The organism is Paraburkholderia sp. Ac-20347 (assembly GCF_017104805.1).
GTDB lineage: Bacteria > Pseudomonadota > Gammaproteobacteria > Burkholderiales > Burkholderiaceae > Paraburkholderia > Paraburkholderia tropica.
The window spans coordinates 1-24,650 of sequence record NZ_JAAGPN010000014.1 but is presented as its reverse complement, the minus strand read 5'-3'; the positions used below and the strand labels follow the sequence as shown (position 1 = coordinate 24,650).

The window sequence follows — 24,650 nt, the reverse complement described above, 5'->3', positions numbered from 1 at the left end:
TTTTTTGCTGGCCGCCGAACGACGGCCGGCGCGAATTCACCCCATCAGTGCAGGATCTTCGCCAGAAAATCCTTCGCGCGATCCGACTTCGGATTGGCGAAGAAGTCTTCCTTGCGGTCGTCCTCGACGATGGCGCCCTTGTCCATGAAGATCACGCGGTGCGCGACCTTCTTCGCAAAGCCCATTTCGTGCGTCACGCACATCATGGTCATGCCTTCCTGGGCGAGTTCGACCATCACGTCGAGCACTTCGTTGATCATCTCGGGGTCGAGCGCCGAGGTGGGTTCGTCGAACAGCATCGCGATGGGATCCATCGAGAGCGCCCGCGCGATCGCCACGCGCTGCTGCTGGCCGCCCGAAAGCTGACCCGGGAATTTGTCGGCGTGCGCACGCAGACCCACGCGATCGAGCAGCTTGAGGCCCTTCTCGCTGGCTTCGTCCTTGCTGCGGCCGAGCACCTTGACCTGCGCGAGCGTGAGGTTTTCGGTGATCGACAGATGCGGGAACAGCTCGAAGTGCTGGAACACCATGCCCACTTTCGAGCGTAGCTTCGAGAGATTGGTGCGCTTGTCGCCCACCGACTCGCCGTTCACGAGGATCTCGCCTTGCTGGAACGGCTCGAGACCGTTGACGGTCTTGATGAGCGTGGACTTGCCCGAGCCCGACGGGCCGCACACGACCACGACTTCGCCCTTCTTCACTTCCGTCGTGCAGTCGGTCAGCACCTGGAACTGGCCGTACCACTTCGAAACGTTCTTAATTGAAATCATCTTGCGACCTTTTTCTGAAGACCTTTCACAAGGCTCGACGCGATCACGCAGATCACGAAATAGCATGCGCCCGCGAACAGTACCATCTCGACCATCGTCCCGTCACGGTCGCCCACGTTGGCGGCGGTGCGGAAGAAGTCGGCGAGACTGATCACGTAGACGAGCGAGGTGTCCTGAAAGAGCACGATGGCCTGCGTGAGCAACAGCGGCACCATCGCGCGAAACGCCTGCGGCAGCACCACGAAACGCATGGCCTGGCCGTAACGCATGCCGAGCGCGAACGACGCGTTCACCTGCCCGCGCGGCACCGCCTGAATGCCCGCGCGAATGATTTCCGAATAATACGCGGCCTCGAACAGCGAGAACGCGATCATGGCGGACGCGAGGCGAATGTCGATGTCGGGCGAGAGGCCCAGCAGATTCTGCAGCACCTGCGGCACGATCAGGAAGAACCACAGCAGAACCATCACGAGCGGAATCGAGCGGAACACTGTGACGTAGCCCTTCGAGAACCACTCGAGCGCCTTGACGCCCGAGAGCCGCATGAGTGCGAGCAGGGTGCCCCACAGCACGCCCACGACGATCGCGCAAAGCGTGATCTTGAACGTGACGATCGCGCCGGTCCACAGCGTAGGCAGTGCGCCCGGAATACCGCTCCAGTCGAAATGATGCATCACTTGCCTCCGATATAGCCGGGCAGCCGGGTTTTCGCTTCGACCCAGCGCATCAGCATCATGACGATCAGGTTGATCAGCACGTAGGCGAGCGTGACCGAGATGAACGACTCATAGGTCTGCGCCGTGTAGTCGACGAGCTGACGCGCCTGCGCCGAAAGATCGAGCAGACCGATGGTCGACGCGACCGCCGAGTTCTTGAAGATGTTGAGAAACTCAGACGTGAGCGGCGGCACGATGATGCGGTACGCGACCGGCAGCAGCACGTAGCGGTAGGTCTGCCATTGCGTGAGGCCCATCGCGAGACCGGCGGCGCGCTGGCCGCGCGGCAGCGCGCTGATGCCCGAGCGCACCTGCTCGCACACGCGCGCGGCCGTGAAGAGACCCAGACAGATCACCGACGCCGAGAAGAACTGCACGCCCGGCGGCAGTTGCTTGAAGGCGTTGCCGATCGAAGCCGGCAGGATTTCCGGCAACACGAAGTACCAGATGAAGAACTGCGCGATCAGCGGAATATTGCGGAAGATCGCCACGTAGAGCGTGCCGAGACCCGCGAGGAATGTGTTCGGCACCGTGCGCAGCACGCCGAAGATCGAACCGACGACGAGCGCGATCACCCACGCGCACAGCGACACCGACACCGTCACCCAGAGACCCGAAATGAGCCAGCCGAGGTAAGTCGTGGGTTCGCCCGTCGAGACCGGGCTGAGCAGAATGGCCCAGTTCCAGTGATAGGACATGAAGAGACTCCAACAAAAAGAACGGAAGAAGCGCCGCTTCTTCCGTTCCGTTCTAAACGCTGGTCAATGCCGCGACTGGACTTAGTCGATGGCCTTGTCGTTGGGGCTCTTGAAGAGCGCCTTCATGTCGTCGCTTTCCGGGAAGTTCAGGTTGAGGCCCTTCGGCGGAATCGGCGACTCGAACCACTTCTTGTAGATCGCGTCGGCTTCGCCCGAGGTTTCGACCTTGGCGATCGCGTCGTCGGCGACCTTCTTGAACTCGGGGTCGTTCTTGCGCAGCATGCAGCCGTACGCTTCACGCGATTGCGGCGTGCCGACGATCACGAAATCGCCCGGATTGTTCGACTTCGCGCGTTCGCCCGCGAGCAGCGCATCGTCCATCATGAACGCGACAGCACGGCCCGTGGAGAGCGTCAGGAACGACTCGCCATGGTCCTTCGCGCTGATGATGTTCATGCCCAGGCTCTTGTCCTGGTTCATCTTGCGCAGCAGACGCTCCGAGGTCGTGCCCGCCGTCGTCACGACGGTCTTGCCCTTGAGGTCGGCGAAATCCTTGATGCCCGAATCCTTCTTGGTCATCAGACGCGTGCCGATCACGAAAATCGTGTTCGTGAACGCCGCTTGCTGCTGGCGCTCCGCGTTGTTCGTGGTCGAGCCGCATTCGATGTCGACCGTGCCGTTCTGCACGAGCGGAATGCGGTTCTGCGACGTGATCGGAACCATCTTGACCTTGAGGTTCGGCATGTTCAGCTTCTGCTTCACGGCTTCGACGATTTTCATCGCGAAGTCCTGCGAGTAGCCGATCACGTTCTGCTTGTCGTCATAGTAGGAAAACGGGATCGACGATTCGCGGTGGCCCAGCGAAATGACGCCGGTGTCCTTGATTTTTTTCAGCGTCCCCGAGTCCTGCGCCTGAGCACTCGCGGCGACCAGTCCGAGAGTGGCGAGAACGAGCGCGGCCTTTTTGATTTTCATCTGTGATCTCCTTTGCAAGAATCGCGGCCAGTGTAGCAAAGTAATTATTTTGAAAGTATATGGATGGACCCTGGCGTTGTAAGCGCGCACGCGCGTGCGCGCAAGGCTTGCCGCACACACGGAAGCCACATTGGCGGCCTGCCTGGAAAGCCCAAAAGAAAAGTCCAAAAGAAAAGGCGGACGGCCCCTTGTGGAGACCGTCCGCCTTGACGCGCAGCCTGGGTAGGCCGCACGTATTTTGTACCGATGCCGCGCGCATGCCGCCCGGACAGGGCGCGCCGCGCGGCAACCGCAAGATTTGTGTATCAGGGATACAGGCCGCGCATTTCGCGCGCCATCAGGATGCGCTTGCACGCAACGATGAACGCCGCGGTACGCATCGACACGCCCTGCTCGCTCGACACCTGCCAGACCGCCGTGAACGCTTCGCGCATCACGCGTTCGAGACGCTCGTTGATCTCGCCTTCGGTCCAGAAGAAGCTCGAGAAGTCCTGCACCCATTCGAAGTACGAGACCGTCACGCCGCCCGCGTTCGCCACCACGTCCGGAATCACCAGCACGCCCTTGTCGTGCAGGATGTCGTCGGCGGCCGTCGTGGTCGGGCCGTTCGCGCCTTCCACGATGATCTTCGTGCGGATCTTGCCGGCGTTCGCTTCGGTGATCTGGTTTTCCAGCGCGGCCGGAATCAGGATGTCGGTTTCGATGGTCCAGAATTCGTCGTTGCCGAGCATGTCGGCGCCGGCGAAGCCCGCCACGCCGCCCGTCTTCGCGACGTGGTCGAGCAGCGCGGCTGCATCGAGACCCGTCGACTTGTAGATCGAGCCGGTGTGATCCTGCACGGCGACGACCGTCGAACCGGCTTCCTGGAACAGGCGGGCAGCGATGCCGCCCACGTTGCCGAAGCCCTGCACGGCGATGCGTGCGCCTTCGATCGACAGACCCTTGCGGCGCGCGGCTTCGCAGCCGACCACGAACACGCCGCGGCCCGTCGCTTCCTTGCGGCCCAGCGAGCCGCCGAGCGAGATGGGCTTGCCGGTCACGACGCCCGTGGCCGTCTGGCCCTGGTTCATCGAGTACGTGTCCATCATCCACGCCATGATCTGCTCGTTCGTGTTGACGTCCGGCGCGGGAATATCGGTGTTCGGTCCGATGATGATGCCGATTTCGCTGGTGTAGCGGCGCGTCAGGCGCTCGAGTTCACCACGCGAGAGCGTGCGCGGATCGACGCGGATACCGCCCTTCGCGCCGCCGTACGGCACGTTCACGGCCGCGTTCTTCACCGACATCCACGCGGACAGCGCCATCACTTCGGACAACGTAACGTCCTGGTGATAACGCACGCCGCCCTTGCCGGGACCGCGCGAAACGTTGTGCTGGACGCGATAGCCTTCGAAGTGCGCCACGGTGCCGTTGTCGAGTTCGATCGGGCAATCGACGATCAGAATGCGCTTCGGACGCTTGAGCGTCTCGAGCCAGCGCGACAGCGAACCGAGATACGGCGCGACGCGGTCGACCTGACGAAGATAGTTGCCCCACGGACCGAGTGCGTCCGCGTGAAGATACGAAGGAACCGACGAAGACACTGCAGACTGCTGTTGGGAAGACATGAACGCTCCAGCGATCGAAGAAGTGGTGCCATTGTCAGAAAAGGCCCACGTCTATGCCAATGCCGTTTGGTCATCGCGTCATGCTTTTCTTGCATAACGTCATGAAAGTCGAAAAAACTTGTCGCAGGATCCGCTATTTACGGGCGTTTGCTGACTGCGCAGGCGCGGCGGCGCGCATTGTTGCTGCGCGCGAAAAAGACCTTCTACGCGAATGCGCACGAACGCGCACGAATGCGCGCGCCGCCTGCGCATCAGGCGGTGCCGCGTTTGCGCCAAGCGATTTTCGTGATCGTTATGCGCCGTTGCGCGCGAGTTCGTCGCTGACCGCGCCCCAGACCGCGCGCACGAGCGCTTCGCGCGCGTCGTTGCCTTGCGCGGCGAGCTTGTCGCGATAGAGGCGGATTTCCATATCGAGCGTGAACTGGCCTTCGGGTGCGCCGCGCGTGCCGCGGTCGAGGCGGATCAGCTTGCCTTGCGCGACAGCGTCCTCCACCGCGCTGTGCGGCAGGAACGCGATGCCGTGGCCCGCCAGCGCCATCGCCTTGAGCCCTTCGGCCATATCGGTTTCGTAGACGCGGTCCAGATAGAGACGCGCGGGCGCGTTCGCCACGATCACTTCGGTCATCCGTCCGAGATAGGCGTTCGGCGTGTAGGAGAGATACGGCGTGGGCGCGTCCGGCGTGCCCGGCAACGTGTAGCGCGCGCGTCCGGCGCGCTGCGGCGCCGAATACGGGCTGATCGATTCGATACCGAGCGTGAGCGTGTCGTAGCGCGCGGGATCGAGCGTGACCGGATGGCTCGGATGGTGATAGCCCATCACGAGATCGCAACCGCCTTCGACGAGCGAGAGCACGGCGTCGTGCACGTTGAGCGCGCGCAGCCGCGTGTGGATGCGCCCGAGCTTCGCCTCGACGCGTTGCAGCCAGCGCGGGAAATACGTGAGCGACAGCGTGTGCGGCACCGCGAATTCGATGGTCTCCGCGGGCGTGGCCGTATGCCCGCGCAGCAGCGTGCGCGCTTCGTGGAATTGCGAAAGCATCGCGAGCGCCTGCTCGTAAAACACCTGCCCCGCCGGCGTCAGACGCGTCGGGTAAACCGAACGGTCGATCAGTTCGGTGCCGAGCCACGCCTCCAGCGCCTGGATGCGGCGCGAGAACGCCGGCTGCGTCACGTGCCGCAGCTCGGCCGAGCGGCTGAAACTATGCGTTTCCGCCAGCGAAACGAAGTCTTCGAGCCATTTGAGTTCCATGCGGGACCGGCGAGCAAATGAGAAGTCCGCATTCTAGGCCCGCGCGCGAGCGCTGTCAGCGCAGCGCGGCCTCCAGTTCCGCCACCACGCCGCGCCAGTCGCCGAGCGTGGTCTGACGGAACAGCCGCGCGGACGGATACCAGACCGAATCGGCGCGGCCCATGCCCCAGCGCCAGTCGGGCTGCGCGGCGAGCAGCACCCAGACCGGCTTGCCGAGCGCGCCGGCCAGATGCGCCACCGAGGTATCGACGGTAATCACCAGATCGAGCGTCTCGATCAGCGCGGCCGTGGCGGCGAAATCGTGCAGATCGTCGCCGACCGCGTGCAGCGGCCAGCGGCCCGCCACGTCGGGCAGTTGCCGCACGCCCTCGCCCTTCTGGATCGCGAACCAGGCGTGGCCGCCGAGCGCGGCGAGCGGCAGCAGCGCCTTCAGCGGCAGCGAGCGAAAGGCATCGAAGTGATGACGCGGATTGCCCGCCCAGACGAGCCCGATGCGCCGCCGCGCGCCGCCCGAACGGGCCGCCACGCGCATGCGCCACATCTCGACGAGGGCCGGATAGGCGTGCATATAGCGTGTCGGCGCGTAAATCGGCCGGCCGGGGAATTTGAGCGGCAGGCTCATCACGTCGCAGCAGAAGTCGTAGTCGCGCGCCATGTCAGCGTCGCCGGGCGCGGCGTCGAGCACACGCGCGACGCCCGGCACCGTCGCCGCCAGCGCCGCCAGCTCAGGCGCCACCCACGCATCGACCTGCGCGCCTTGCGCGGCGAGCCACTGCGCGTAACGCACGAACTGGATCTGATCGCCCACGCCCTGCTCGCGCGCGATCAGAAAACGCTTGCCCGCGAGCGGCTCGCCCTGCCATTCGGGCGGCGGCAGCTTGCGATAGTTGGGCTTGCCGAACGCCGTGGTCTTGCGGTTCTCGAACAGCGGCCAGCCTTGCGCGTAATCCTGGCGACGCAGCAGCAGCATGCCGAGCTGAAAGCGCGATTCCGGAAGATCCGGATTCAGTTCCAGCGCGCGCCGATAGTACGTTTCGGCTTCGTCATAACGCGCGAGCGCCGTGTAGGCAAACGCGAGATTGTTGACGACGCCCGCCGCGTCGGGCCGCAGCGCCGCGGCGCGTTGATAGAGCGCGATCGCCTTGTCGTAGCGATGCATCGCGTCGTAGGCGTAGCCGAGTTCGAAGAGCGCGTGCGCGTTGTCCGGCTCGCGCGCGACGATCGCCTCGAAGCAGGCCGCCGCCTCGGCGTGCTCGCCCGCCGCGCGCAGCAGCTTGCCCAGATGCGCGAGCGTCGCCGTATCGTGCGGCGCGAGCGCGCGCGACGCGCGAAATTGCGCGATGGCGGCATCGGTGCGTCCCGCCTTTTCGAGCGCGCGCCCCAGATTGAAGGCGAAATGCGCCGATTGCGGATCGATCTCGCGGGCGCGCGCGTAATGGTGCTCGGCGCCCGCGAGGTCGCCCAGTTCCATGAACGCGTTGGCGAGATTGTTGTGCGCGTTGGCGAAATCGGGCGACCACGCGAGCGCCTTGCGCTGGAACGTCGCCGCGCGCGCATGATCGTTCTGCCGCGCCGCCACCACGCCGCGATTGCTCAGGCACTCGGCGTCGGCGGGCGTGAGCGCCAGTGCGCGATCCATGAGTTTGGCGGCGCGGGCAAGCTCGCCGCGGCTCATCGCGAGCACGCCGAGATAGTGCAGCGCGCTCGCGCAGCGAGGATCGCGAGCGAGGGCGCGCTCGTAAAGCGTCTGCGCGGCGTCGAGCCGACCGGCGCGGTGTTCGGCGAGCGCGGTATCGACGAGTGCCGTTGCGTCGTCGAGCGAAGGAAAAAGGGAATCGCGGTTCATGCGGATCGGAAAACGAGAAGCGGCAAGGGCCGCCAACCTCATCACCGTATGCCGCCGCCCTCCCTATGTCTGTCAGACAGTTCCGAAACTCTGACGCAGCGCGCCTCACGCGACCAGGCGGCTCCACCCGCAAGCCGCCCCGAATCCCCGACCGGCCGCCGTCAGCGTGGTGATAAAATGCTTGGCTCCCCCCGGTTCCTTTCTGATCGTAACGCCACACGTTACGTCCCCATCATGTCCGACACTCGTCCCGATACCCTCTTCGCGCTCAACGCGCTCTCCCCGCTCGACGGCCGCTACGCCTCGAAAACCGAAGCCCTGCGCGACTGGCTCTCGGAAGCCGCCTTCATGCGCAACCGCGTGACCGTGGAAATCCACTGGCTGATCGCGCTGTCGCAAGCCGGCTTCGCGGAAGTGCCGCGCTTCTCGGAAGCGTCGGAGCAGTTCCTGCTCAAGCTCGCCGAGAACTTCACGGCGCACGACGCCGCGCGCATCAAGGACATCGAGCGCGTGACGAACCACGACGTGAAGGCGGTCGAGTACTGGCTCAAGGAATCGGTGAAGGGTCAGCCGGAACTGGAGCGCGCCAGCGAGTTCATCCACTTCGCCTGCACCTCGGAAGACATCAACAACACGTCGCACGGCCTGATGCTCGCCGGCGCGCGTGAACACGTGATCCTGCCGGCGCTGCGCTCGGTGCATCAGCGCCTCGTGGCGCTCGCGCACGCGCAGGCCGACCAGCCGATGCTCTCGCGCACGCACGGTCAGCCCGCCAGCCCGACGACGCTCGGCAAGGAAGTCGCCAACGTCGCCGCCCGTCTCGCGCGCGCAATCACGCGCATCGAGAAGGTCGAACTGCTCGGCAAGATGAACGGCGCAGTCGGCAACTTCAACGCGCACCTCTCGGCGTACCCGGAATTCGACTGGGAAGCGTTCTCGAAGAACGTCGTCGAACAGCGCCTGAAGCTCACGTTCAACCCGTACACGATCCAGATCGAGCCGCACGACTACATGGCCGAACTGTTCGACGCCGTCGCGCGCGCGAACACGATCCTGCTCGACCTCGACCGCGACGTGTGGGGCTACATCTCGCTCGGCTACTTCAAGCAGAAGCTGAAGGCCGGTGAAATCGGTTCGTCGACGATGCCGCACAAGGTCAATCCGATCGACTTCGAAAACTCGGAAGGCAACCTCGGTCTCGCGAACGCCACGCTGCGCCACCTCGCCGACAAGCTGCCCGTGTCGCGCTGGCAGCGCGATCTGACCGACTCGACGGTGCTGCGCAATATCGGCGTCGCGTTCGGTTACTCGCTGCTCGCCTACGACGCGCTGATCCGCGGCATCGACAAGCTCGAAGTGAATCCGCAGCGCCTGAACGACGACCTCGACGCCACGTGGGAAGTGCTGGCCGAGCCGGTGCAGACCGTGATGCGCCGCTACGGCATCGAAAACCCGTACGAGCAGCTGAAGGAACTCACGCGCGGCAAGGGCATCACGCGCGAAGCGCTGCAAACCTTCGTTTCGGGTCTCGCGATTCCTGAAGACGCGAAGCAGCGTCTGCTGGACATGACGCCCGCGTCGTACGTCGGCAAGGCTGCCGAACTCGCGAAGCGCATTTCGTAAGTCCGTTTCGTAAGTCTGTTTTGGCAAGCGCCCTGGCGGCGCAGCCAAACAAAAAGCCCCGGTGCGAAACCGGGGCTTTTTTATTTGCGGCCGTTCAAAACCGCCACGCGGATCAACCCACGCGGCGCGTTTCGAGCTGCTTGAGCACGTCGTCGACGATCTGCTCGGGCGTGAGTTCGATGCTCACCTCGATCGCTTCGTCGGCGCCCGGCACTTCGAGCGTGTCGAGCTGGCTTTGCAGCAGCGACGGATCGAAGAAGTGGCCGGTGCGCGTCGCGAGGCGCTCGTGCAGCACTTCGTACGACCCCTTCAGATACACGAACACGACGTCGTGATCGCCGCCGCGCAGGATGTCGCGGTACGAACGCTTGAGCGACGAGCACGTGAACACGGCCGTCTCGTGCGCGCGCTGCTTTTCCTCGATGGCGGCGCGAATCGTGCGCAGCCACGGCCAGCGGTCGTCGTCGGTGAGCGGAATGCCGTCGTGCATCTTCTTCTTGTTGGCTTCGCTGTGGAAAGCGTCGCCGTCGGTGAAGGCACACTTGAGGCGCTCGGCCAGCATCTCGCCGATACGCGTCTTGCCGGCGCCCGACACGCCCATTGCAATCAGAATCATCTACTGCTCCTCAGTCGGCGGCCGCCCGGCGTGAATGCCGCGCGCCGCCTCATGCAAATTTACCTGTTACACCACTGCCGAGAGCGCGAACGTCAGTCCGAGGCCCAGCAGCGAAATGATGGTCTCCAGCAGTGACCAGGTCTTGAACGTCTGACCCACGGTCATGCCGAAATATTCCTTGATCAGCCAGAATCCGCCGTCGTTGACGTGCGAGAAGATCAGCGAGCCCGAACCCGTGGCGAGCACGAGCAGTTCCGGCTGAACCGTGACGCCGGCCGCCGAGGCGATCGGCGCGACGATGCCGCACGCGGTGGTCATCGCGACCGTGGCCGAGCCCGTCGCGAGACGGATCAGCGCGGCGACCAGCCAGCCGAGCAAAAGCGGTGACAGATGCGCCGTCTGCGCGAGTTCGACGATCTGCTTCGAGACGCCGCTGTCCATCAGCACGCGGCCGAAACCGCCGCCCGCGCCCACGATCAGCGTGATGCCGGCGATCGGCGCGAGGCAGTCGCCGCAGAACTTCTGGATCTGCTCGCGATTGAAACCGCGTTGCGCGCCGAAGGTCCAGAAGCTTACCAGCACGGCGATCAGCAGCGCGACATCCGACGTGCCGATGAAATGCAACAGATTGTTCGGCAGCGTCTTCGGCGCGAACACGAGGTCCGCCCACGAGCCGATCAGCATCAGGATCACCGGCAGCAGGATCGTGAACAGCGTGATGCCGAAGCTCGGCAGCTCGCTATCGGGCTTCGGATCGGCCTTGCTCACGAACTGCGCGGAGAGCGGATTGTTCTCCGGCAGCTTGACGAAGCGGTGGATGAACAGCGCGAACAGCGGACCGGCGACGATCGCCGTCGGAATACCGACGATCAGACCATACGCGATGGTCCGGCCGATATCGGCGTGATACGCCTGCACGGCCAGCAGCGCGGCCGGGTGCGGCGGAATCAGGCCGTGCACGACCGAGAGACCCGCGACCATCGGCAGACCGATCAGCAGCAGCGACTTGCCGGTGCGCTTGGCGACGTTGAACGCGATCGGAATCAGCAGCACGAAACCGACTTCGAAGAACACGGGCAGGCCGACGATCACGGCCACGCACATCATCGCCCAGTGGATGTTCTTCTCGCCGAACCAGCGTATCAGCGTGGTGGCGATACGTTCGGCGCCGCCCGATTCGGCCATCATCTTGCCGAGCATCGTGCCGAGGCCCACCACGATCGCGATGTGGCCGAGCGTGTTGCCGTTGCCGGTCTCGAACGATTTGACGATCTGATCCATCGGCATGCCGACGGCGAGGCCGAGCAGCAGCGAAACGATGATCAGGACCAGAAACGGATACACCTTGAAACGCGTGATCAGCAGGATCAGCGCGGCAATCGCGACGAGCGCGTAAATCAGCAGCGAACTGCCGTGGGCCACTCCCATGAGGCTCCTCTCCAGGTAGTTGTTCGGTATCCCCGCGCCGCCGCGCCTGCTGCATCCTGAAAAATGCGCACGCGGAAAACGCGGGGGGTCGGCCGTCGCCGGGCCGGGATTGTAGAGGTTATAACGACTTTCCGGGTTGTCTGCTCGAAAGACGAGCGAGCCGCGCAAGGCGCACGCCCTCTCGGACGCAGCCAGCGCGGCTCGTGAAAACACGCGGCGGAAACGGGCGGGAACGCAGGTCGACGCCGCCAGGCTGGACGGCAGGTCCAGGCCGTGCGGGCCGTCCGGAAAGCGCGCGCTCGACAACCGCGATCGGCACCTTATTTAGCGTGCCGAAGCGCCCACTCGCGCGGCGCGCATCGGCGCCCGTTGTCCGTCGATCGTGAATCAAACTTCAGTTAGTTGCCTTTCCTCGTCGATCGAGCGGGCGCCTTAGCGCACCGGACGCGAAAGCTCGCTCGCCGCGCGCGCGAGACGCGTGACTTCGGCCCAGTCCTGCGCCGCGAGCGCGGCCTTCGGCGTGAGCCACGAGCCGCCCACGCACACCACGTTGGGCAGCGCGAGGAAATTCGGCGCGGTTTCGGCGCTGATGCCGCCGGTCGGGCAGAACTTCAGCGTCGGGAACGGACCGTGGAATGCCTGCAGCATGTTCAGGCCGCCCGCGGGAACGGCCGGGAAGAACTTGACGATCTCGTAGCCGAGTTCCATCGCGACGATGATGTCGGTCGGCGTCATGACGCCCGGCAGCAGCGGCAGACCGGCGTCGAGCGACGCCTGATGGATTTCACGCGTGAGGCCCGGCGAGACGCCGAACGTCGCGCCGGCCTTCTTCGCCAGCGCGCAATGCTCGGGCTTCGTGATCGTGCCGACGCCGACGGCGATATCCGGCGCGATCTGCGACGCGCGCTCGATCGCTTCGAGACCGGCCTTGGTGCGCAGCGTGATTTCCAGCACCTTCACGCCGCCCGCGTGCAGCGCGCGCGAAACGTGCTCGCCCTGTTCGGGCGTTTCGAAGGCCAGCACCGGAATCACCGGGCCAAGGCGGACAATGTCGGCCACCGTGCTTTGTGCCATGTTCAGGCTCCTTGATGATGAATTCTGTTCGTTGCGTTGCCGCGTCGCGGTGACGTCGGCCGCTCAGGCGCTCAGTTGTTCAGGCGCTCGCGGTCTGCGGCGCGTGCGCGGGCTGCGCGGCCGACACGCCGGCCGGCACTTCGCCGACGAGCGGGCCGAACACCGTCGCGCCCAGCTCCGCCGGCGCCGCGGCAGCGCGAAACACGCCGAACAGCTCGCGGCCGAAGCCCACTTCATTGCTTTCCTGATGCGCCGGTTGCGCGACCGGGCGCGCGTCCCATTCGGCCTGATCGACTTCGATGTCGAGCACGCCGCGTTCCGCATCGATCACGATCGTATCGCCGTCGCGCACCTTGCCGATCGGGCCGTGCAGCAGCGTTTCCGGCGACACGTGGATCACCGCGGGCACCTTGCCCGACGCGCCCGACATCCGCCCGTCGGTCACGAGCGCGACGTGGAAGCCCTTGTCCTGCAGCACGCCGAGCAGCGGCGTGAGGCGGTGCAGCTCCGGCATGCCGTTGGCGCGCGCGCCCTGGAAGCGCACGACGGCCACGAAATCGCGCTCCAGCTCGCCGCGATCAAACGCTTCCTGCACCGCTTCCTGCGAGTCGAACACGACCGCGGGCGCGCTCAGCTTGCGATGCTGCGGCGCAACCGCCGAGACCTTGATGACGCCGCGACCCAGCTTGCCCTGCATCAGTCGCAGCCCGCCGTCCGGCTGGAACGGCGTGGCGAGCGGACGCAACACGGCGTCGTCGGCGCTCTTTTTCACGGCCGGCACCCACGTGAGCTTGCCGTCGAGCAGCTTCGGCTCCTCGGTGTAGTGACGCAGACCTTCGCCCGCCACCGTCTTCACGTCTTCATGCAGCAGGCCGCCGTCGAGCAGTTCGCGCACGAGGAAAGCGATGCCGCCCGCCGCGTGGAAGTGGTTCACGTCGGCCTTGCCGTTCGGATAGACGCGCGCGAGCAGCGGCACGGCCGCCGACAGTTCGTCGAAATCGTTCCAGTCGATCAGAATGCCCGCCGCACGCGCCATCGCCACGAGGTGCAGCGTGTGATTGGTCGAGCCACCCGTCGCCATCAGCGCGACGATGCCGTTGATCACGGACTTTTCGTCGACCACGTGGCCGATCGGCGTGTAGTTGCCGCGCTCGACCGTCAGTTCGAGCACGCGGCGCGCGGCAGCGGCGGTGAGTTCGTCGCGCAGCGGCGTATGCGGATGGATGAACGCCGAGCCCGGCAGATGCAGGCCCATCACTTCCATCAGCATCTGGTTGCTGTTGGCCGTGCCATAGAACGTGCAGGTGCCGTGGCCGTGATACGCAGCGGCTTCGGATTCGAGCAGCGCGTCGCGGTCGCACTGGCCGGTCGCGAACTTCTGGCGGACCTTGGCCTTGTCGTCGTTCGAGATGCCGCTCGTCATCGGGCCTGCGGGCACGAAGATCGTCGGCAGATGGCCGAATTGCAGCGCGCCGATCAGCAGGCCCGGCACGATCTTGTCGCACACGCCGAGGCACAGCGCCGCGTCGAACATGTTGTGCGTGAGCGCGACCGCCGTGCTCATCGCGATCACTTCACGCGAGAACAGCGACAGCTCCATGCCGGCATTGCCCTGCGTGACGCCGTCGCACATCGCCGGCACGCCGCCCGCGAATTGCGCGACGCCGCCGCCTTCGCGGGCCGCCTTCTTGATGATCTCGGGAAAGTCTTTATACGGCGCGTGGGCCGAGAGCATCTCGTTGTAGGACGAGACGATGCCGATGTTCGGTTCGCGAATCGCCTTGATAGCGAACTTGTCGCGCCCTTCGAGACCGGCGAAACCGTGAGCGAGATTCGCGCACGAGAGCGCACCGCGTGCCGGGAAACGGTCCTGCGCCGCCGTGATGCGCGCGAGATAGGCCTCGCGCGTCGGCTTGCTGCGCTCGATCACGCGCTGCGTGACCTTCATCAACTGCGAATGCGGGGAAACCATCGAATCTCCTTCCTTGTTATCTCGCTCAGGCGCTTGGGGACACATCACGCGGTCCAATCAGCGATGGCGCGATGTTAGTAGAAAAACTACATGGTCGCAATCCCGGTTTTGCCCTGGGATCGAATGACGCAAGCGCTGAAAAAACCGCTACTTAGCCTGATTTCAAACGATCCGGGACAACACCCAATTGCACCATCGGTCAGGATTCTGTAGTTTTTGTACATGACCCATGATCCGCTATAGTCCACGGATCTTTCAGCATAGTGCGAGTTTCCCAATGCTGCTGTCCCAGGTGAAGGCCATCCGCGAGCAATTGCGCCCATCGGAGCGCAAGCTCGCCGATTACATCGTCGACGCGCCCCGCGAGATGCTCGACCTTTCGATGACCGAAGTTGCCCAGCGAGCCGGCGTGAGCCAGCCGACGATCGCGCGTTTTTGTCACGCACTCGGGTTCTCGGGGTTCCGCGAGTTCAAGATCCGGCTCGCGCAGGCCGTGGCCGGCGATCTGCCGAGCGCGCTGCCAGCCGTTTACCGTGACGTGAGTCCCGACGAACCAGTGCCAGGCGTCGCGGCGAAGGTGCTCGAACGCACGATCGGCGCGCTGCTCCAGGTGCGCAACAACCTCTCCACCGATGCGCTCGGCGCCGCAATCGATCTGCTCGCGAAAGCGGCGCGTATCGAGTTCTATGGCGCGGGCGGTTCGGGCATCGCGGCGCAGGACATGCAGCACAAGTTCTTCCGCCTCGGCATGCCGAGCGTGGCTTACTCGGACCCGCACACGTTCCTGATGTCGGCGGCCCTGCTCGGTCCCGGCGACGTGGTTGTGGCCATTTCGAATACGGGACGCACGCGCGACGTGGTGGACGCCGCCCGCACCGCGCTCGATCGCGGCGCGAAGGTCATCGCGATCACGCACGGCACGTCGCCGCTTGCCCGCCTCGCGAGTGTTGGCCTGCACGCAAACGTGGACGAAGACACCGACGTCTTTTCGCCGATGACCTCGCGCACTTCGCACCTTGCGATCGGCGACATCCTGGCGGTGGGCGTCGCGCTCCAGCGCGGCCCGGAACTCGCGGAAAAACTCGCCGACGCGAAAGACATCATCGATCGTCGCAGGCTCGATGCGAACGGTTGAACGCGCAACGCCCCGCGCTGCAGCGGCGGGGATCGAGCAATAAAAAAAGCGGACTCCCTCGGGAGTCCGCTTTGTCTTGTAGCCGGGCTTACTGAGCGATGCGCTGCCGCACGCCCCGGCTGAATCCGGTGCGAGCAGAAGCGGGTTGATTGGCCCGCCTCCGCTCTCGACGTCAGGCGCTTACCACTGGTAGGACATACCGCCACCCCACGTGGTGTCGCCGCCCGCGCTGTAACCCGCGCCCATCTTGACCTTGACGTTCTGCGTAATGCGCGCCGACACGCCGAGCGCCGTGGCCTGGTAGCCCTTGTAGTTGGCGGTACCGATGCCCACCGCAATGGTCTTGCCCTGGTCGACGTCCGGAATCATCGTCAGCGCCGTAGCCGCCGCGATACCGCCGTAGGCGTTGCGCTGCATCTCCGTCATGCCCGACTGGAACTGACGCATGTTCACAGCGTCCGTTCCCGCCACGCCATCGGCGACGTTCGTGATGCGGCGCTCGTTGCCCGCCGAACCAACGGACACCGTGTTCGCCTGATCCGCCACCGAGTTTGCACCCAGCGCGACCGAGTTGTCCCCCGTGGCCGACGCCTTGTCGCCGATTGCAGTCGAGCTCGCGCCCGATGCGTTCGCACCGCCGCCCATGGCAATCGAGTTGCTGCCCGATGCCGAAGCCGGACCGCTCGTCGAATTGACCGCAACATACGGCGAAGTCGTATCGCCGATGTTCTGGACTGCCTGGGTCAGCGCCGCGACGTTCTCGTTCGTGGCATACAACTGGCCACCCGTGACCGCATCGGTGCTCAAGGCCGACGAGATGTCGCCGTCCGCGAGATTCGTGAGCTTCACGGCCACCGAAGTGTCCGTGCCGCCGAGCGTCACCTTGTCATGCGTGGAACTGTCGTACTGCACCGCATTGGCCGTCTGCCCCATGACTTGCGTCACGTTCGTTTCCAGCGTCGAGACGCGGGAATCGATGTTGGTCAGGGCTCCGCCGACGTTGTTGTAGGTATTGCCGCCAATGTTGTAGGTCGGCGCCGTGACCTTGCCTTCGCCGTCGACGGTCGAGCCGCCGCCCAACCCGTCGGCCACACTCGATGCGAGCGTGTAGAGCTGTGCACCGTTCACTGCGTCGGAGCTATTGGCTGCAACCGTACCCGCCTCTACGTTGTGGATCTTGACCAACTTGGTCGAACCAACTCCACCGAGCGAGATAGAGGACTTCGACGCATCGTCGTAGGCTACGAACGCATTCGTCACGTTGCCCGACGTATCGACGACCGCACCCATCGCCTGAAGCTGCGCGAGGTTCACCGCATCGTTGGCGAGCGTGGCGTTCGCGACGTTGTGGAGTGCGACCGGCGTGGTCGCGCCCTTGCCGCCGAGCGTGATCGAACTCTTCGAGGTGTCGTCATAGGCCACGAACGCGTTCGTGACGTTGCCCGACGTGTCGAAGCCCAGACCTGCCGCCTTCAATTGCGCCATGTTGACGGCGTCGTTGTCCAGCGTCGCATTCGCGACGTTGTGCAACGCAACCGGCGTGCTCGCGCCCTTGCCGCCCAGCGTGACCGCGCCCTTCGAGGCGTCGTCGTAGGCCACGAATGAGTTCGTCACATTGCCCGATGTGTCAAAGCCGAGACCCGCCGCCTTCAACTGCGCCACGTTGATCGCGTCGGCGTCGGCGATACCGTTCGCGACGTTCGTGAACTGAATCAGCTTCGTCGAATTAGCGCCCCCCAGCGAGACCTTGTCGTGCGTCGACGAGTCATACATCACCGCATCAACCGAACCGCCCTTCGCATACGCCGCGACTGCATCGATCGCGGAACCGACGTCGCCATACGATCTACTGTCAACGAGATAGGTCGGTGCGCTGATCGTGCCGTCCGAATTGACCGACGTCTTGCCACCCAAGGCCGCTGCCGTAGACGCGGCCGTGCCGTAGAGCTGCGATCCGTTCACAGCGTCGAAGCTGGCCGCACTGACCACGCCCTTCGCGACGTTGTGCAGCGCTACCGGCGCACTGCTGCCCTTGCCGCCAAGCGAGACCGAGCTCTTCGTGTTGTCGTCATACGCGACAAAAGCATTCGTCACGTTGCCCGACGTGTCGAAGTTCAGGCCAGCGGCCTTCAGTTGCGCCATGTTGATGGCGTCGCTGTCGTCGGTCGCGTTGGCGAGGTTCGTCAATTTCACCGGTGCAGACGCGTTCTTGCCACCCAGCGTGACCTTGTTGTGATCCCCCGAGTCGTAGATCACCGCATCGGCCGAACCGCCCCGCGCAAGATCTGCCACGGCATCGAGCGCCGAGCCCACATTGCTGTATGAGCTACTGCCGATCTGGTAGCTGGGCGCGGAAATCGTGCCATTCGGATTGACTGCCGCCTGACCGCCCAGCGCAGAGGCCGTGGACGCCGCCAGCCCATAGAGCTGCGATCCGTTCACTGCGTCGAAGCTGGCTGCGTTCACGGTGCCGGCCGCCACGTTACGCAGGGCCACCGGCGAACCGGCGCCCTTGCCGCCCAACGTGACCGAGTTCTTCGTATTGTCGTCGTAGGCGACAAACGCATTCGTCACATTGCCCGACGTATCGAAACCCAGGCCGGCCGCCTTCAACTGCGCCACGTTGATCGCATCCGCGTCCTGCACGCCATTTGCGACATTGTGGATTGCCACCGCTGCGCTGCTGCCCTTGCCGCCAAGCGTGACAGCACGCTTCGTGGTGTCGTCGTAGGCCACGAACGCATTCGTCACGTTACCCGACGTGTCGACTTCGCCGCCCATCGCCTGAAGTTGCGCGAGGTTGACGGCGTCGCCCGACTGCGTGGCGTTCGCGACGTTCGTCAATTTCACCGGCGCGGATGCATTCTTGCCACCCAGCGTCACCTTGTCGTGAGCGCCCGAGTCGTAGATCACAGCATCGGCCGAACCGCCCCGCGCGAGATCTGCCACGGCATCGAGCGCCGAGCCCACGTTGCTGTATGAGCTACTGCCAATCTGGTAACTGGGCGCGGAAATCGTGCCATTCGGATTGACTGCCGCCTGACCGCCCAGCGCAGAGGCCGTGGACGCCGCCAGCCCATAGAGCTGCGATCCGTTCACTGCGTCGAAGCTGGCTGCGTTCACGGTGCCGGCCGCCACGTTACGCAGAGCCACCGGCGAACCGGCGCTCTTGCCGCCCAACGTAACCGAGTTCTTCGTATTGTCGTCGTAGGCGACGAACGCATTCGTGACGTTGCCCGACGTATCGAAACCCAGGCCGGCCGCTTTCAACTGCGCCACGTTGATCGCATCGGCGTCCGCCACGCCGTTTGCAACGTTCTTCAACCGAACCGGCCCGGACGAGCTGGCGCCGCCCAGCGTGAGCACGTCGTGTGCGGACGTATCGTAGACCACGGCATTCGCCGTGCCGCCACTTTCTGCCGCCGCAACGATTGCCGACCCCACGTCGCCGTAGGTCGTCCCGCCCACTACGTAGACCGGCCCCGCGATCGAGCCGTCACCGTTCACCGTCGTGCCGCCGCCCAGCACATTCGTTATGCCCTTGAGCTGCGCGACGTTCACGGCGTCGGTGTCGCCCTGGCCCGCCGCCATGTTGACGATGCGGCGCTCATTCTGCACGCTCGGCAACGTGCTTCCGACGCCATCCGCGTTGTAGACGATATGCGTTGTCGTGCCATCGCTGCCGACCGATACGGTGTTCGCCTGATTCGCGACAGAGCCCGCACCCAGCGCGACCGAGTCGTTCGCCTTCGCGTACGACTGGGTGCCCAACGCGGTGCTGGCGATACCGTCGGATTGCGTGTTCGAACCCATGGCGATACTGCCCAGCCCGACCACGCGCGCCGCGTCGGTTGGAGGGGCCGAGCCGACCGCATTGGCGATGCCCTTGATCTGCGTGTACCACGCAGCCGTCTTGAATGACGTGTTCAGACCGCTCGTGTCGATGCCCGAACCGTTCGAGCTGGCGAGCAGGTTGACGTTCGCGCTCTTGGCCATCATGGTTTGCGGCGCAAGCGCGCCCGCGGCGCTGCCATTCACGATGTCCCAGAGCTGGCCGACGTTTGCCGCGTCCGTATCCTGGATGCCGCTGGCCACGTTGCTGATCACTGTGCCCTTCGGCAGATGGCCGTCGGCGCGATCGCCGTTGCGGAAATAAGGGCTACTACCCTCACCCGGCGCGAGGGTGATCGTCGGCGAGCCCGATGCCGTGGAGCCCGCGTTGTAGGTAACAGCCTGGTTCTGAACCGCGCCCGACGACGCATCGACCGAGAATCCAGCCGAAGCCAGTTGCCCGACGTTGACGGCGTCAGTGGTCGCCAGACCCGCCGCCAGGTTTTGCAGCTTCACCGGCGTACCCGGATTGCCCAAGGTGACCGACGTGTGCTGCGGACCGTCGTACTTCACTGCATCGGCGACCTGGCCTGCCATATTCGTCACGTCGCCCGCGATGTTCGTGACCGTACCGGCCAGGTTGGACAGGTTCGTGTTCGTGGCGAAAAGCTGTGAGCCGTTCACAGCGTCCGTGCTCGACTCCGACAACGCGCCTGGCGCGACGTTGTGCAGCGCCACCGGCTTGCCGGGCGTGCCGAGCGACACGGCATCGTGATTGGGACCGTCGTACGAAACCGCATCGGCCATGAGACCTTGCAGTTGGGTGATATTCGTGGTGTTTTGCGTGGTGCGCTGGTCGATATTCGTCAGGGTGTCGCCGACGTTATGGAAAGTCGTGCCGCCCGCCGTGTAGGAGGGCGGCGTGATCGAGCCGTCGCCGTTCACCGTCGCGCCACCGCCCAGCGCATCCGTTATGCCTTTGAGCTGCGCGACGTTCACGGCGTCGGTGTCGCCCTGGCCCGCCGCCATGTTGACGATGCGGCGCTCATTCTGCACGCTCGGCAACGTGCTTCCGACGCCGTCCGCGTTGTAGACGATATGCGTTGTCGTGCCGTCGCTGCCGACCGATACGGTGTTCGCCTGATTCGCGACAGAGCCCGCACCCAGTGCGACCGAATCGTTCGCCTTTGCGTACGACTGGGTGCCCAACGCCATGCTGCCGTTACCGTCGGATTGCGTGTTCGAACCCATGGCGATACTGCCCAGCCCGACCACGCGCGCCGCGTCGGTTGGAGGGGCCGAGCCGACCGCATTGGCGATGCCCTTGATCTGCGTGTACCACGCAGCCGTCTTGAATGACGTGTTCAGACCGCTCGTGTCGATGCCCGAGGAGGCCAGTGAAGCGCCAAGCAGCGGCGCATTGTTCATGGCCAACATCTGGATGCCGCCACCACCGATGACTGGCGCCAACTGCCCGAGGCTCGCCGCATAGGCGCCTTGCATGGCGTCGGCCGTGCTACCCACGGCCACACTCGGCAGCAGCCCCAGGCCGCCGTCGGTATTCGAAGCCGTGCCGTAAGCGACGGCCGCGTTGCCGAGCGAAGCAGCGGAGTCGGTGCCGACGGCAACAACGCGCGCGGCGGCATTGTCGGTGAGGGTGTCTGCGAGCGCGGACGTCGCCAGCGCCGCGCCGCCCATGGCGCCAATGACATTGAGAACGCCGACGATCCCGCTCGCGCCTGCAATCACGGCCTTCGAGGAACGCTTGCCGCGCGCCGCCGCGTCCTCTTGCACCGCGACCCACGTCCCCGTGGTCTCGTTCCAGATTGATCTGTAAGTCTTGTTCATTTCGTGCCCTGATTCGTGACGGAATAGCTAGCGGAATACTCCTTGCACGCAAACAGCAGAAATCACGACCGGATTCGCGAAGTAATCTGGCGACGCTGTTTCCATGCAAAGAAAGCACTGACTTGAAATGTCAGCGGTTCTCGTCGAATTCGCCGCGCCTTAAGACCCGAACCGGATACATCGATCACGGGAACGCCCTGGCTGGCGATGACACTGGCGACTGTATTAAGCCGTCACTAAGCAGAACATACGAAAATTCTTAAACACCGACTGGCTAAGATTTCGGCGAAAAATAGCCATACCAAATCTTTACTTATTCACCTCAAAATACATCACAAGAATTTTCTTATTAATTGGATAACGACAACAATAAAATACCGAACCACAATCACCAACTCGCAATTTCAGCAGTGAAAAATGGTCAAAATACTCGCCTGCCACCGTGCAACGCTTTTTGACATCCTCAATTTCGGCCCAGTCACCACCCGATTCAACAGAACGCCCGGATCTCGCCATCCGCTTTTGAGATTTGTCCTATTTCGCTAAATCTGTCAGATAAATAGACTGGTTTTGAGAGGAAACGCTGAACGAGGTCCACGCCTCGCGATGCCACTCAGGCAGTCACGATCCCGCGATTCACGTGCAAACGGCACGCGCGTTCACGCTGGTCAGTCCCCCGCATCTCCCAACGTTTCCCCGTTCGCGCGAGCCACGCCGGTTCGCGGTCTCACGTCAGGAAACGTCATGAAACGCATGCAGATTCTCGTCGCCGCCGGCACGCTCACGCTGTCGGTTGCCGCCCTCGCGAGCGCCGTCGCGCCCACGAGCAGTCCCATTTCCGAAACGCTTCAGATTCAGATGCTCGAATACCAGTGGACGCAAGCCGCATCGACGGGCGACCGCCCCGTCCTCAACGACCTGCTCGACGATAAGTTCTTCGAAGTATTTCCGGGCGACGTGCGCCGCAGCAAGCGCGAACTGCTGGCCGCCGCCGCGCAGCCGCAAGGCGGCTCGCAGGTGCTCAAGGACGTACGCGTGCAGGTGCTCGGCGACATTGCCGTCGCGACAGGCATCAACCGCTATACGCCCGCGTCGGGCTACAAGGCGGTCGAATACCGCTTCACCGACGTGTTCGTGAAGCGCGCAGATGGCTGGCGCGTGGCGGCGTCGCGCATGCGCAGAAAAGAAACGGGCAGCATCTGAGGCTGCCCGTCGCGGGAAAAACGTGAGGAAGGGAAATCAGAACGGCTTGATCACGGCAAGCGCCACGGCCGCCAGCATGCCCAGCACGGGCAGTTCGTTGAACATGCGATACCACTTGTCCGATCGCGTGTTCTCGCCGCGCTCGAAGGTCTTGAGGAGGCGCCCGCAATACGCGTGATAGAAGATCAGCAGCACCACCACGCCCACCTTCGCGTGGATCCAGCCCTGGCCCCGCCCGATGCCCACCACGAGCCACAGCCACAGCCCGCACAGCAGCGCGGGCACGGCGATCAGCGTCATGAAGCGGTACAGCTTGCGCGCCATGATCAGCAGACGGTTGATGGCGGCGGGCTCCGTTTCCATCGCGAGATTGACGAAGATTCGCGGCAGATAGAACAGACCGGCGAACCACGAGGCGATCAGCACGATATGAAACGTCTTGACCCAAAGCATCGGTAATCCTTGTTGTTTTTGGGGATGCGCCGCGCTTTACTGGCGGCCTTCGCCGTGGCCGAGCACCACGTATTTCATCGACGTCAGGCCTTCGAGACCGACCGGGCCGCGCGCGTGCAGCTTGTCGTTCGAGATGCCGATTTCCGCGCCCAGACCGAACTCGAAACCGTCGGCGAAACGCGTCGAGGCGTTCACCATCACGCTCGCCGAATCCACTTCGCGCAGGAAGCGCATCGCGCGGTCGTGGTCTTCGGTGACGATGGCGTCGGTGTGATGCGAGCCGTACAGGTTGATGTGATCGACGGCCTGATCGAGGTTGTCCACGATCTTGATCGCCAGCACCGGCGCGAGGTACTCGGTGCGCCAGTCTTCTTCCGTTGCGTCCACGAGCGGGCCGATGTTGGCGTCCGCGAGGATCGCACGCGCCGCGGCGTCCACGCGCAGCTCGACGTCCTTGTCGCGATAGAGACGGCCCAGCGGCGGCAGCACGTCGTGCGCGATGCCGCGCGCGACCAGCAACGTTTCCATCGTGTTGCAGGTGCCGTAGCGATGCGTCTTCGCGTTGTCGCACACGGTGAGCGCCTTCGCGAGATCGGCGCGGTCGTCCACATAGACGTGGCAGATGCCGTCGAGGTGCTTGATCATCGGCACGCGCGCTTCGGCGATGAGGCGCTCGATCAGGCTCTTGCCGCCGCGCGGCACGATCACGTCGACGAACTCCGTCATGGTGATGAGCTTGCCCACCGCCGCGCGATCGGCCGTTTCCACGACCTGCACCGCGTCTTGCGGCAGCCCCGACGCCGACAGCCCTTCGCCGATCAGCTTCGCGAGCGCCGTGTTGCATTCGAGCGCCTCGGAGCCGCCGCGCAGGATCGTGGCGTTGCCCGATTTCAGGCACAGCGCCGCGGCGTCGATGGTCACGTTCGGACGCGATTCGTAGATGATGCCGATCACGCCGAGCGGCACGCGCATCTGGCCGACCTGGATGCCGCTCGGGCGAAACTTCATGTTGCTGATCTCGCCGATCGGGTCAGACAGCGCCGCGACCTGGCGCAGCCCTTCGACCATCGTGCCGATCGCTTTGTCGGACAGCGTGAGGCGGTCGATGAAGGCCGCGTCGTGGCCCTTCTCTTTCGCGCGCGCGAGGTCGCGGGCGTTAGCGTCCTTCAGTTGCTGCACGTCGCGCTCGATGGCCTGGGCCACCGCTTCGAGCGCGGCGTTCTTCGCGGCCGTCGAGGCACGCGCCATCGCGCGCGATGCCTTGCGTGCGCGGCGGCCGAGGTCGGTCATGTACTGGTCGATATCCATGATGTCTTCGTGATGCGGCGCGTCCGGCGCGAATGCTGCAAGGCGGCGGGTTGCGCGGTTCAGATCAGGTCAATTTTAAAGGGAACGGGCCAGCTTTGCTGGGCGCGGCGGGGTTCAGCGACGTTCAGCGAGGCGCCGTGATCAAGCCGTGATCAAGCCGCGATCGCGCCGGAACGGATGCAGGTGCGGGAGCGAGGACGCCGCGCGTTACGCGCTAGCTGGTCCGGCGCCCCGGCCCTGCGGTGCGCGGTCGGGCGGCGGCGGCCGCAGCAGCAGCCGCGGCAGCCGGGTTTGCTGG

Annotated in this window: 17 protein-coding genes; 3 read left to right on the top strand and 14 right to left on the bottom strand. The window is 64.5% G+C overall.

Annotation, left to right across the window (positions count from 1 at the left end; genetic code table 11):
- Positions 1-44: 44 nt before the first annotated feature.
- From G3N97_RS04660 to G3N97_RS04630, 7 genes are all read right to left on the bottom strand, one after another.
- Positions 45-770 carry an amino acid ABC transporter ATP-binding protein gene (locus G3N97_RS04660; protein ID WP_065065134.1) on the bottom strand — a complete coding sequence of 242 codons (726 nt, stop codon included), beginning with the start codon at positions 768-770 and terminating at the stop codon, positions 45-47.
- On the bottom strand, positions 767-1,444 hold the full coding sequence (gltK, locus tag G3N97_RS04655) for a glutamate/aspartate ABC transporter permease GltK (protein ID WP_205992160.1): 678 nt from the start codon (positions 1,442-1,444) through the stop codon (positions 767-769). Before gltK ends, G3N97_RS04660 begins: the two co-directional genes overlap by 4 nt.
- The gene (locus G3N97_RS04650; protein WP_205992159.1) at positions 1,444-2,184 is read right to left on the bottom strand and encodes an amino acid ABC transporter permease; all 741 of its coding nucleotides are present in this window, start codon (positions 2,182-2,184) and stop codon (positions 1,444-1,446) included. Before G3N97_RS04650 ends, gltK begins: the two co-directional genes overlap by 1 nt.
- Before the next feature lie 81 nt (positions 2,185-2,265).
- Complete coding sequence (locus tag G3N97_RS04645; protein WP_205992158.1) at positions 2,266-3,159, bottom strand: glutamate/aspartate ABC transporter substrate-binding protein; 894 nt, start codon at positions 3,157-3,159, stop codon at positions 2,266-2,268.
- A 305-nt stretch (positions 3,160-3,464) separates the two neighbouring features.
- Positions 3,465-4,766 (bottom strand): Glu/Leu/Phe/Val dehydrogenase, encoded by a 1,302-nt coding sequence (locus G3N97_RS04640; RefSeq protein ID WP_205992157.1) that lies wholly within the window; start codon positions 4,764-4,766, stop codon positions 3,465-3,467.
- Positions 4,767-5,058: 292 nt separating this feature from the next.
- Entirely contained in the window at positions 5,059-6,015 is a 957-nt protein-coding gene (locus G3N97_RS04635) for a LysR family transcriptional regulator (RefSeq protein ID WP_205992156.1), read from the bottom strand.
- A 55-nt stretch (positions 6,016-6,070) separates the two neighbouring features.
- A complete protein-coding gene (locus tag G3N97_RS04630) occupies positions 6,071-7,861 on the bottom strand; it encodes a tetratricopeptide repeat protein (protein ID WP_205992155.1) in 1,791 nt (596 codons plus the stop codon).
- A gap of 234 nt (positions 7,862-8,095) precedes the next feature.
- Here G3N97_RS04630 and purB point away from each other — a divergent pair, with 234 nt between their 5' ends.
- The gene (gene purB, locus G3N97_RS04625) at positions 8,096-9,484 is read left to right on the top strand and encodes an adenylosuccinate lyase (protein ID WP_205992154.1); all 1,389 of its coding nucleotides are present in this window, start codon (positions 8,096-8,098) and stop codon (positions 9,482-9,484) included.
- A 112-nt stretch (positions 9,485-9,596) separates the two neighbouring features.
- Here the strand turns inward: purB and G3N97_RS04620 are convergent, their stop codons facing one another.
- The 4 genes from G3N97_RS04620 to edd form a co-directional block, all read right to left on the bottom strand.
- Positions 9,597-10,100 carry a gluconokinase gene (locus G3N97_RS04620; RefSeq protein ID WP_065065142.1) on the bottom strand — a complete coding sequence of 168 codons (504 nt, stop codon included), beginning with the start codon at positions 10,098-10,100 and terminating at the stop codon, positions 9,597-9,599.
- 66 nt (positions 10,101-10,166) lie between these two features.
- Positions 10,167-11,528, bottom strand: coding sequence for a GntP family permease (locus tag G3N97_RS04615; RefSeq protein WP_205992153.1), 1,362 nt, complete (start codon positions 11,526-11,528; stop codon positions 10,167-10,169).
- 432 nt (positions 11,529-11,960) lie between these two features.
- A complete protein-coding gene (gene eda, locus G3N97_RS04610) occupies positions 11,961-12,602 on the bottom strand; it encodes a bifunctional 4-hydroxy-2-oxoglutarate aldolase/2-dehydro-3-deoxy-phosphogluconate aldolase (protein ID WP_205992152.1) in 642 nt (213 codons plus the stop codon).
- A 79-nt stretch (positions 12,603-12,681) separates the two neighbouring features.
- Positions 12,682-14,574 (bottom strand): phosphogluconate dehydratase, encoded by a 1,893-nt coding sequence (edd, locus tag G3N97_RS04605; protein WP_205992151.1) that lies wholly within the window; start codon positions 14,572-14,574, stop codon positions 12,682-12,684.
- A gap of 277 nt (positions 14,575-14,851) precedes the next feature.
- On the opposite strand from edd, the gene G3N97_RS04600 reads away from it, so the two are divergent.
- Positions 14,852-15,709: a MurR/RpiR family transcriptional regulator gene (locus G3N97_RS04600; protein ID WP_205992150.1), complete on the top strand. Its 858-nt coding sequence runs from the start codon at positions 14,852-14,854 to the stop codon at positions 15,707-15,709.
- A 180-nt stretch (positions 15,710-15,889) separates the two neighbouring features.
- Here the strand turns inward: G3N97_RS04600 and G3N97_RS04595 are convergent, their stop codons facing one another.
- Positions 15,890-21,388 carry a YadA-like family protein gene (locus G3N97_RS04595; RefSeq protein WP_205992149.1) on the bottom strand — a complete coding sequence of 1,833 codons (5,499 nt, stop codon included), beginning with the start codon at positions 21,386-21,388 and terminating at the stop codon, positions 15,890-15,892.
- Positions 21,389-22,132: 744 nt separating this feature from the next.
- Between G3N97_RS04595 and G3N97_RS04590 the strand changes: the two genes are divergently transcribed.
- On the top strand, positions 22,133-22,591 hold the full coding sequence (locus G3N97_RS04590; RefSeq protein WP_205992148.1) for a nuclear transport factor 2 family protein: 459 nt from the start codon (positions 22,133-22,135) through the stop codon (positions 22,589-22,591).
- A 36-nt stretch (positions 22,592-22,627) separates the two neighbouring features.
- Here the strand turns inward: G3N97_RS04590 and G3N97_RS04585 are convergent, their stop codons facing one another.
- The gene (locus G3N97_RS04585) at positions 22,628-23,044 is read right to left on the bottom strand and encodes a CopD family protein (protein WP_065065149.1); all 417 of its coding nucleotides are present in this window, start codon (positions 23,042-23,044) and stop codon (positions 22,628-22,630) included.
- 36 nt (positions 23,045-23,080) lie between these two features.
- Positions 23,081-24,352, bottom strand: a complete 1,272-nt coding sequence (locus tag G3N97_RS04580) for a glutamate-5-semialdehyde dehydrogenase (protein ID WP_205992147.1) — start codon at positions 24,350-24,352, stop codon at positions 23,081-23,083.
- Positions 24,353-24,650: the final 298 nt, after the last annotated feature.

What these genes read in the sequence shown, in the direction of transcription:
- G3N97_RS04640 (WP_205992157.1), bottom strand. Translation starts at nt 4,766, where the DNA reads ATGTCTTCCCAACAGCAGTCTGCAGTGTCTTCGTCGGTTCCTTCGTAT.
- G3N97_RS04585 (WP_065065149.1), bottom strand. Translation starts at nt 23,044, where the DNA reads ATGCTTTGGGTCAAGACGTTTCATATCGTGCTGATCGCCTCGTGGTTC.
- G3N97_RS04615 (WP_205992153.1), bottom strand. Translation starts at nt 11,528, where the DNA reads ATGGGAGTGGCCCACGGCAGTTCGCTGCTGATTTACGCGCTCGTCGCG.
- eda (WP_205992152.1), bottom strand. Translation starts at nt 12,602, where the DNA reads ATGGCACAAAGCACGGTGGCCGACATTGTCCGCCTTGGCCCGGTGATT.
- G3N97_RS04590 (WP_205992148.1), top strand. Translation starts at nt 22,133, where the DNA reads ATGAAACGCATGCAGATTCTCGTCGCCGCCGGCACGCTCACGCTGTCG.
- G3N97_RS04645 (WP_205992158.1), bottom strand. Translation starts at nt 3,159, where the DNA reads ATGAAAATCAAAAAGGCCGCGCTCGTTCTCGCCACTCTCGGACTGGTC.
- G3N97_RS04600 (WP_205992150.1), top strand. Translation starts at nt 14,852, where the DNA reads ATGCTGCTGTCCCAGGTGAAGGCCATCCGCGAGCAATTGCGCCCATCG.
- edd (WP_205992151.1), bottom strand. Translation starts at nt 14,574, where the DNA reads ATGGTTTCCCCGCATTCGCAGTTGATGAAGGTCACGCAGCGCGTGATC.
- G3N97_RS04635 (WP_205992156.1), bottom strand. Translation starts at nt 6,015, where the DNA reads ATGGAACTCAAATGGCTCGAAGACTTCGTTTCGCTGGCGGAAACGCAT.
- G3N97_RS04650 (WP_205992159.1), bottom strand. Translation starts at nt 2,184, where the DNA reads ATGTCCTATCACTGGAACTGGGCCATTCTGCTCAGCCCGGTCTCGACG.
- G3N97_RS04580 (WP_205992147.1), bottom strand. Translation starts at nt 24,352, where the DNA reads ATGGATATCGACCAGTACATGACCGACCTCGGCCGCCGCGCACGCAAG.
- G3N97_RS04660 (WP_065065134.1), bottom strand. Translation starts at nt 770, where the DNA reads ATGATTTCAATTAAGAACGTTTCGAAGTGGTACGGCCAGTTCCAGGTG.
- G3N97_RS04620 (WP_065065142.1), bottom strand. Translation starts at nt 10,100, where the DNA reads ATGATTCTGATTGCAATGGGCGTGTCGGGCGCCGGCAAGACGCGTATC.
- gltK (WP_205992160.1), bottom strand. Translation starts at nt 1,444, where the DNA reads ATGCATCATTTCGACTGGAGCGGTATTCCGGGCGCACTGCCTACGCTG.
- G3N97_RS04595 (WP_205992149.1), bottom strand. Translation starts at nt 21,388, where the DNA reads ATGAACAAGACTTACAGATCAATCTGGAACGAGACCACGGGGACGTGG.
- purB (WP_205992154.1), top strand. Translation starts at nt 8,096, where the DNA reads ATGTCCGACACTCGTCCCGATACCCTCTTCGCGCTCAACGCGCTCTCC.
- G3N97_RS04630 (WP_205992155.1), bottom strand. Translation starts at nt 7,861, where the DNA reads ATGAACCGCGATTCCCTTTTTCCTTCGCTCGACGACGCAACGGCACTC.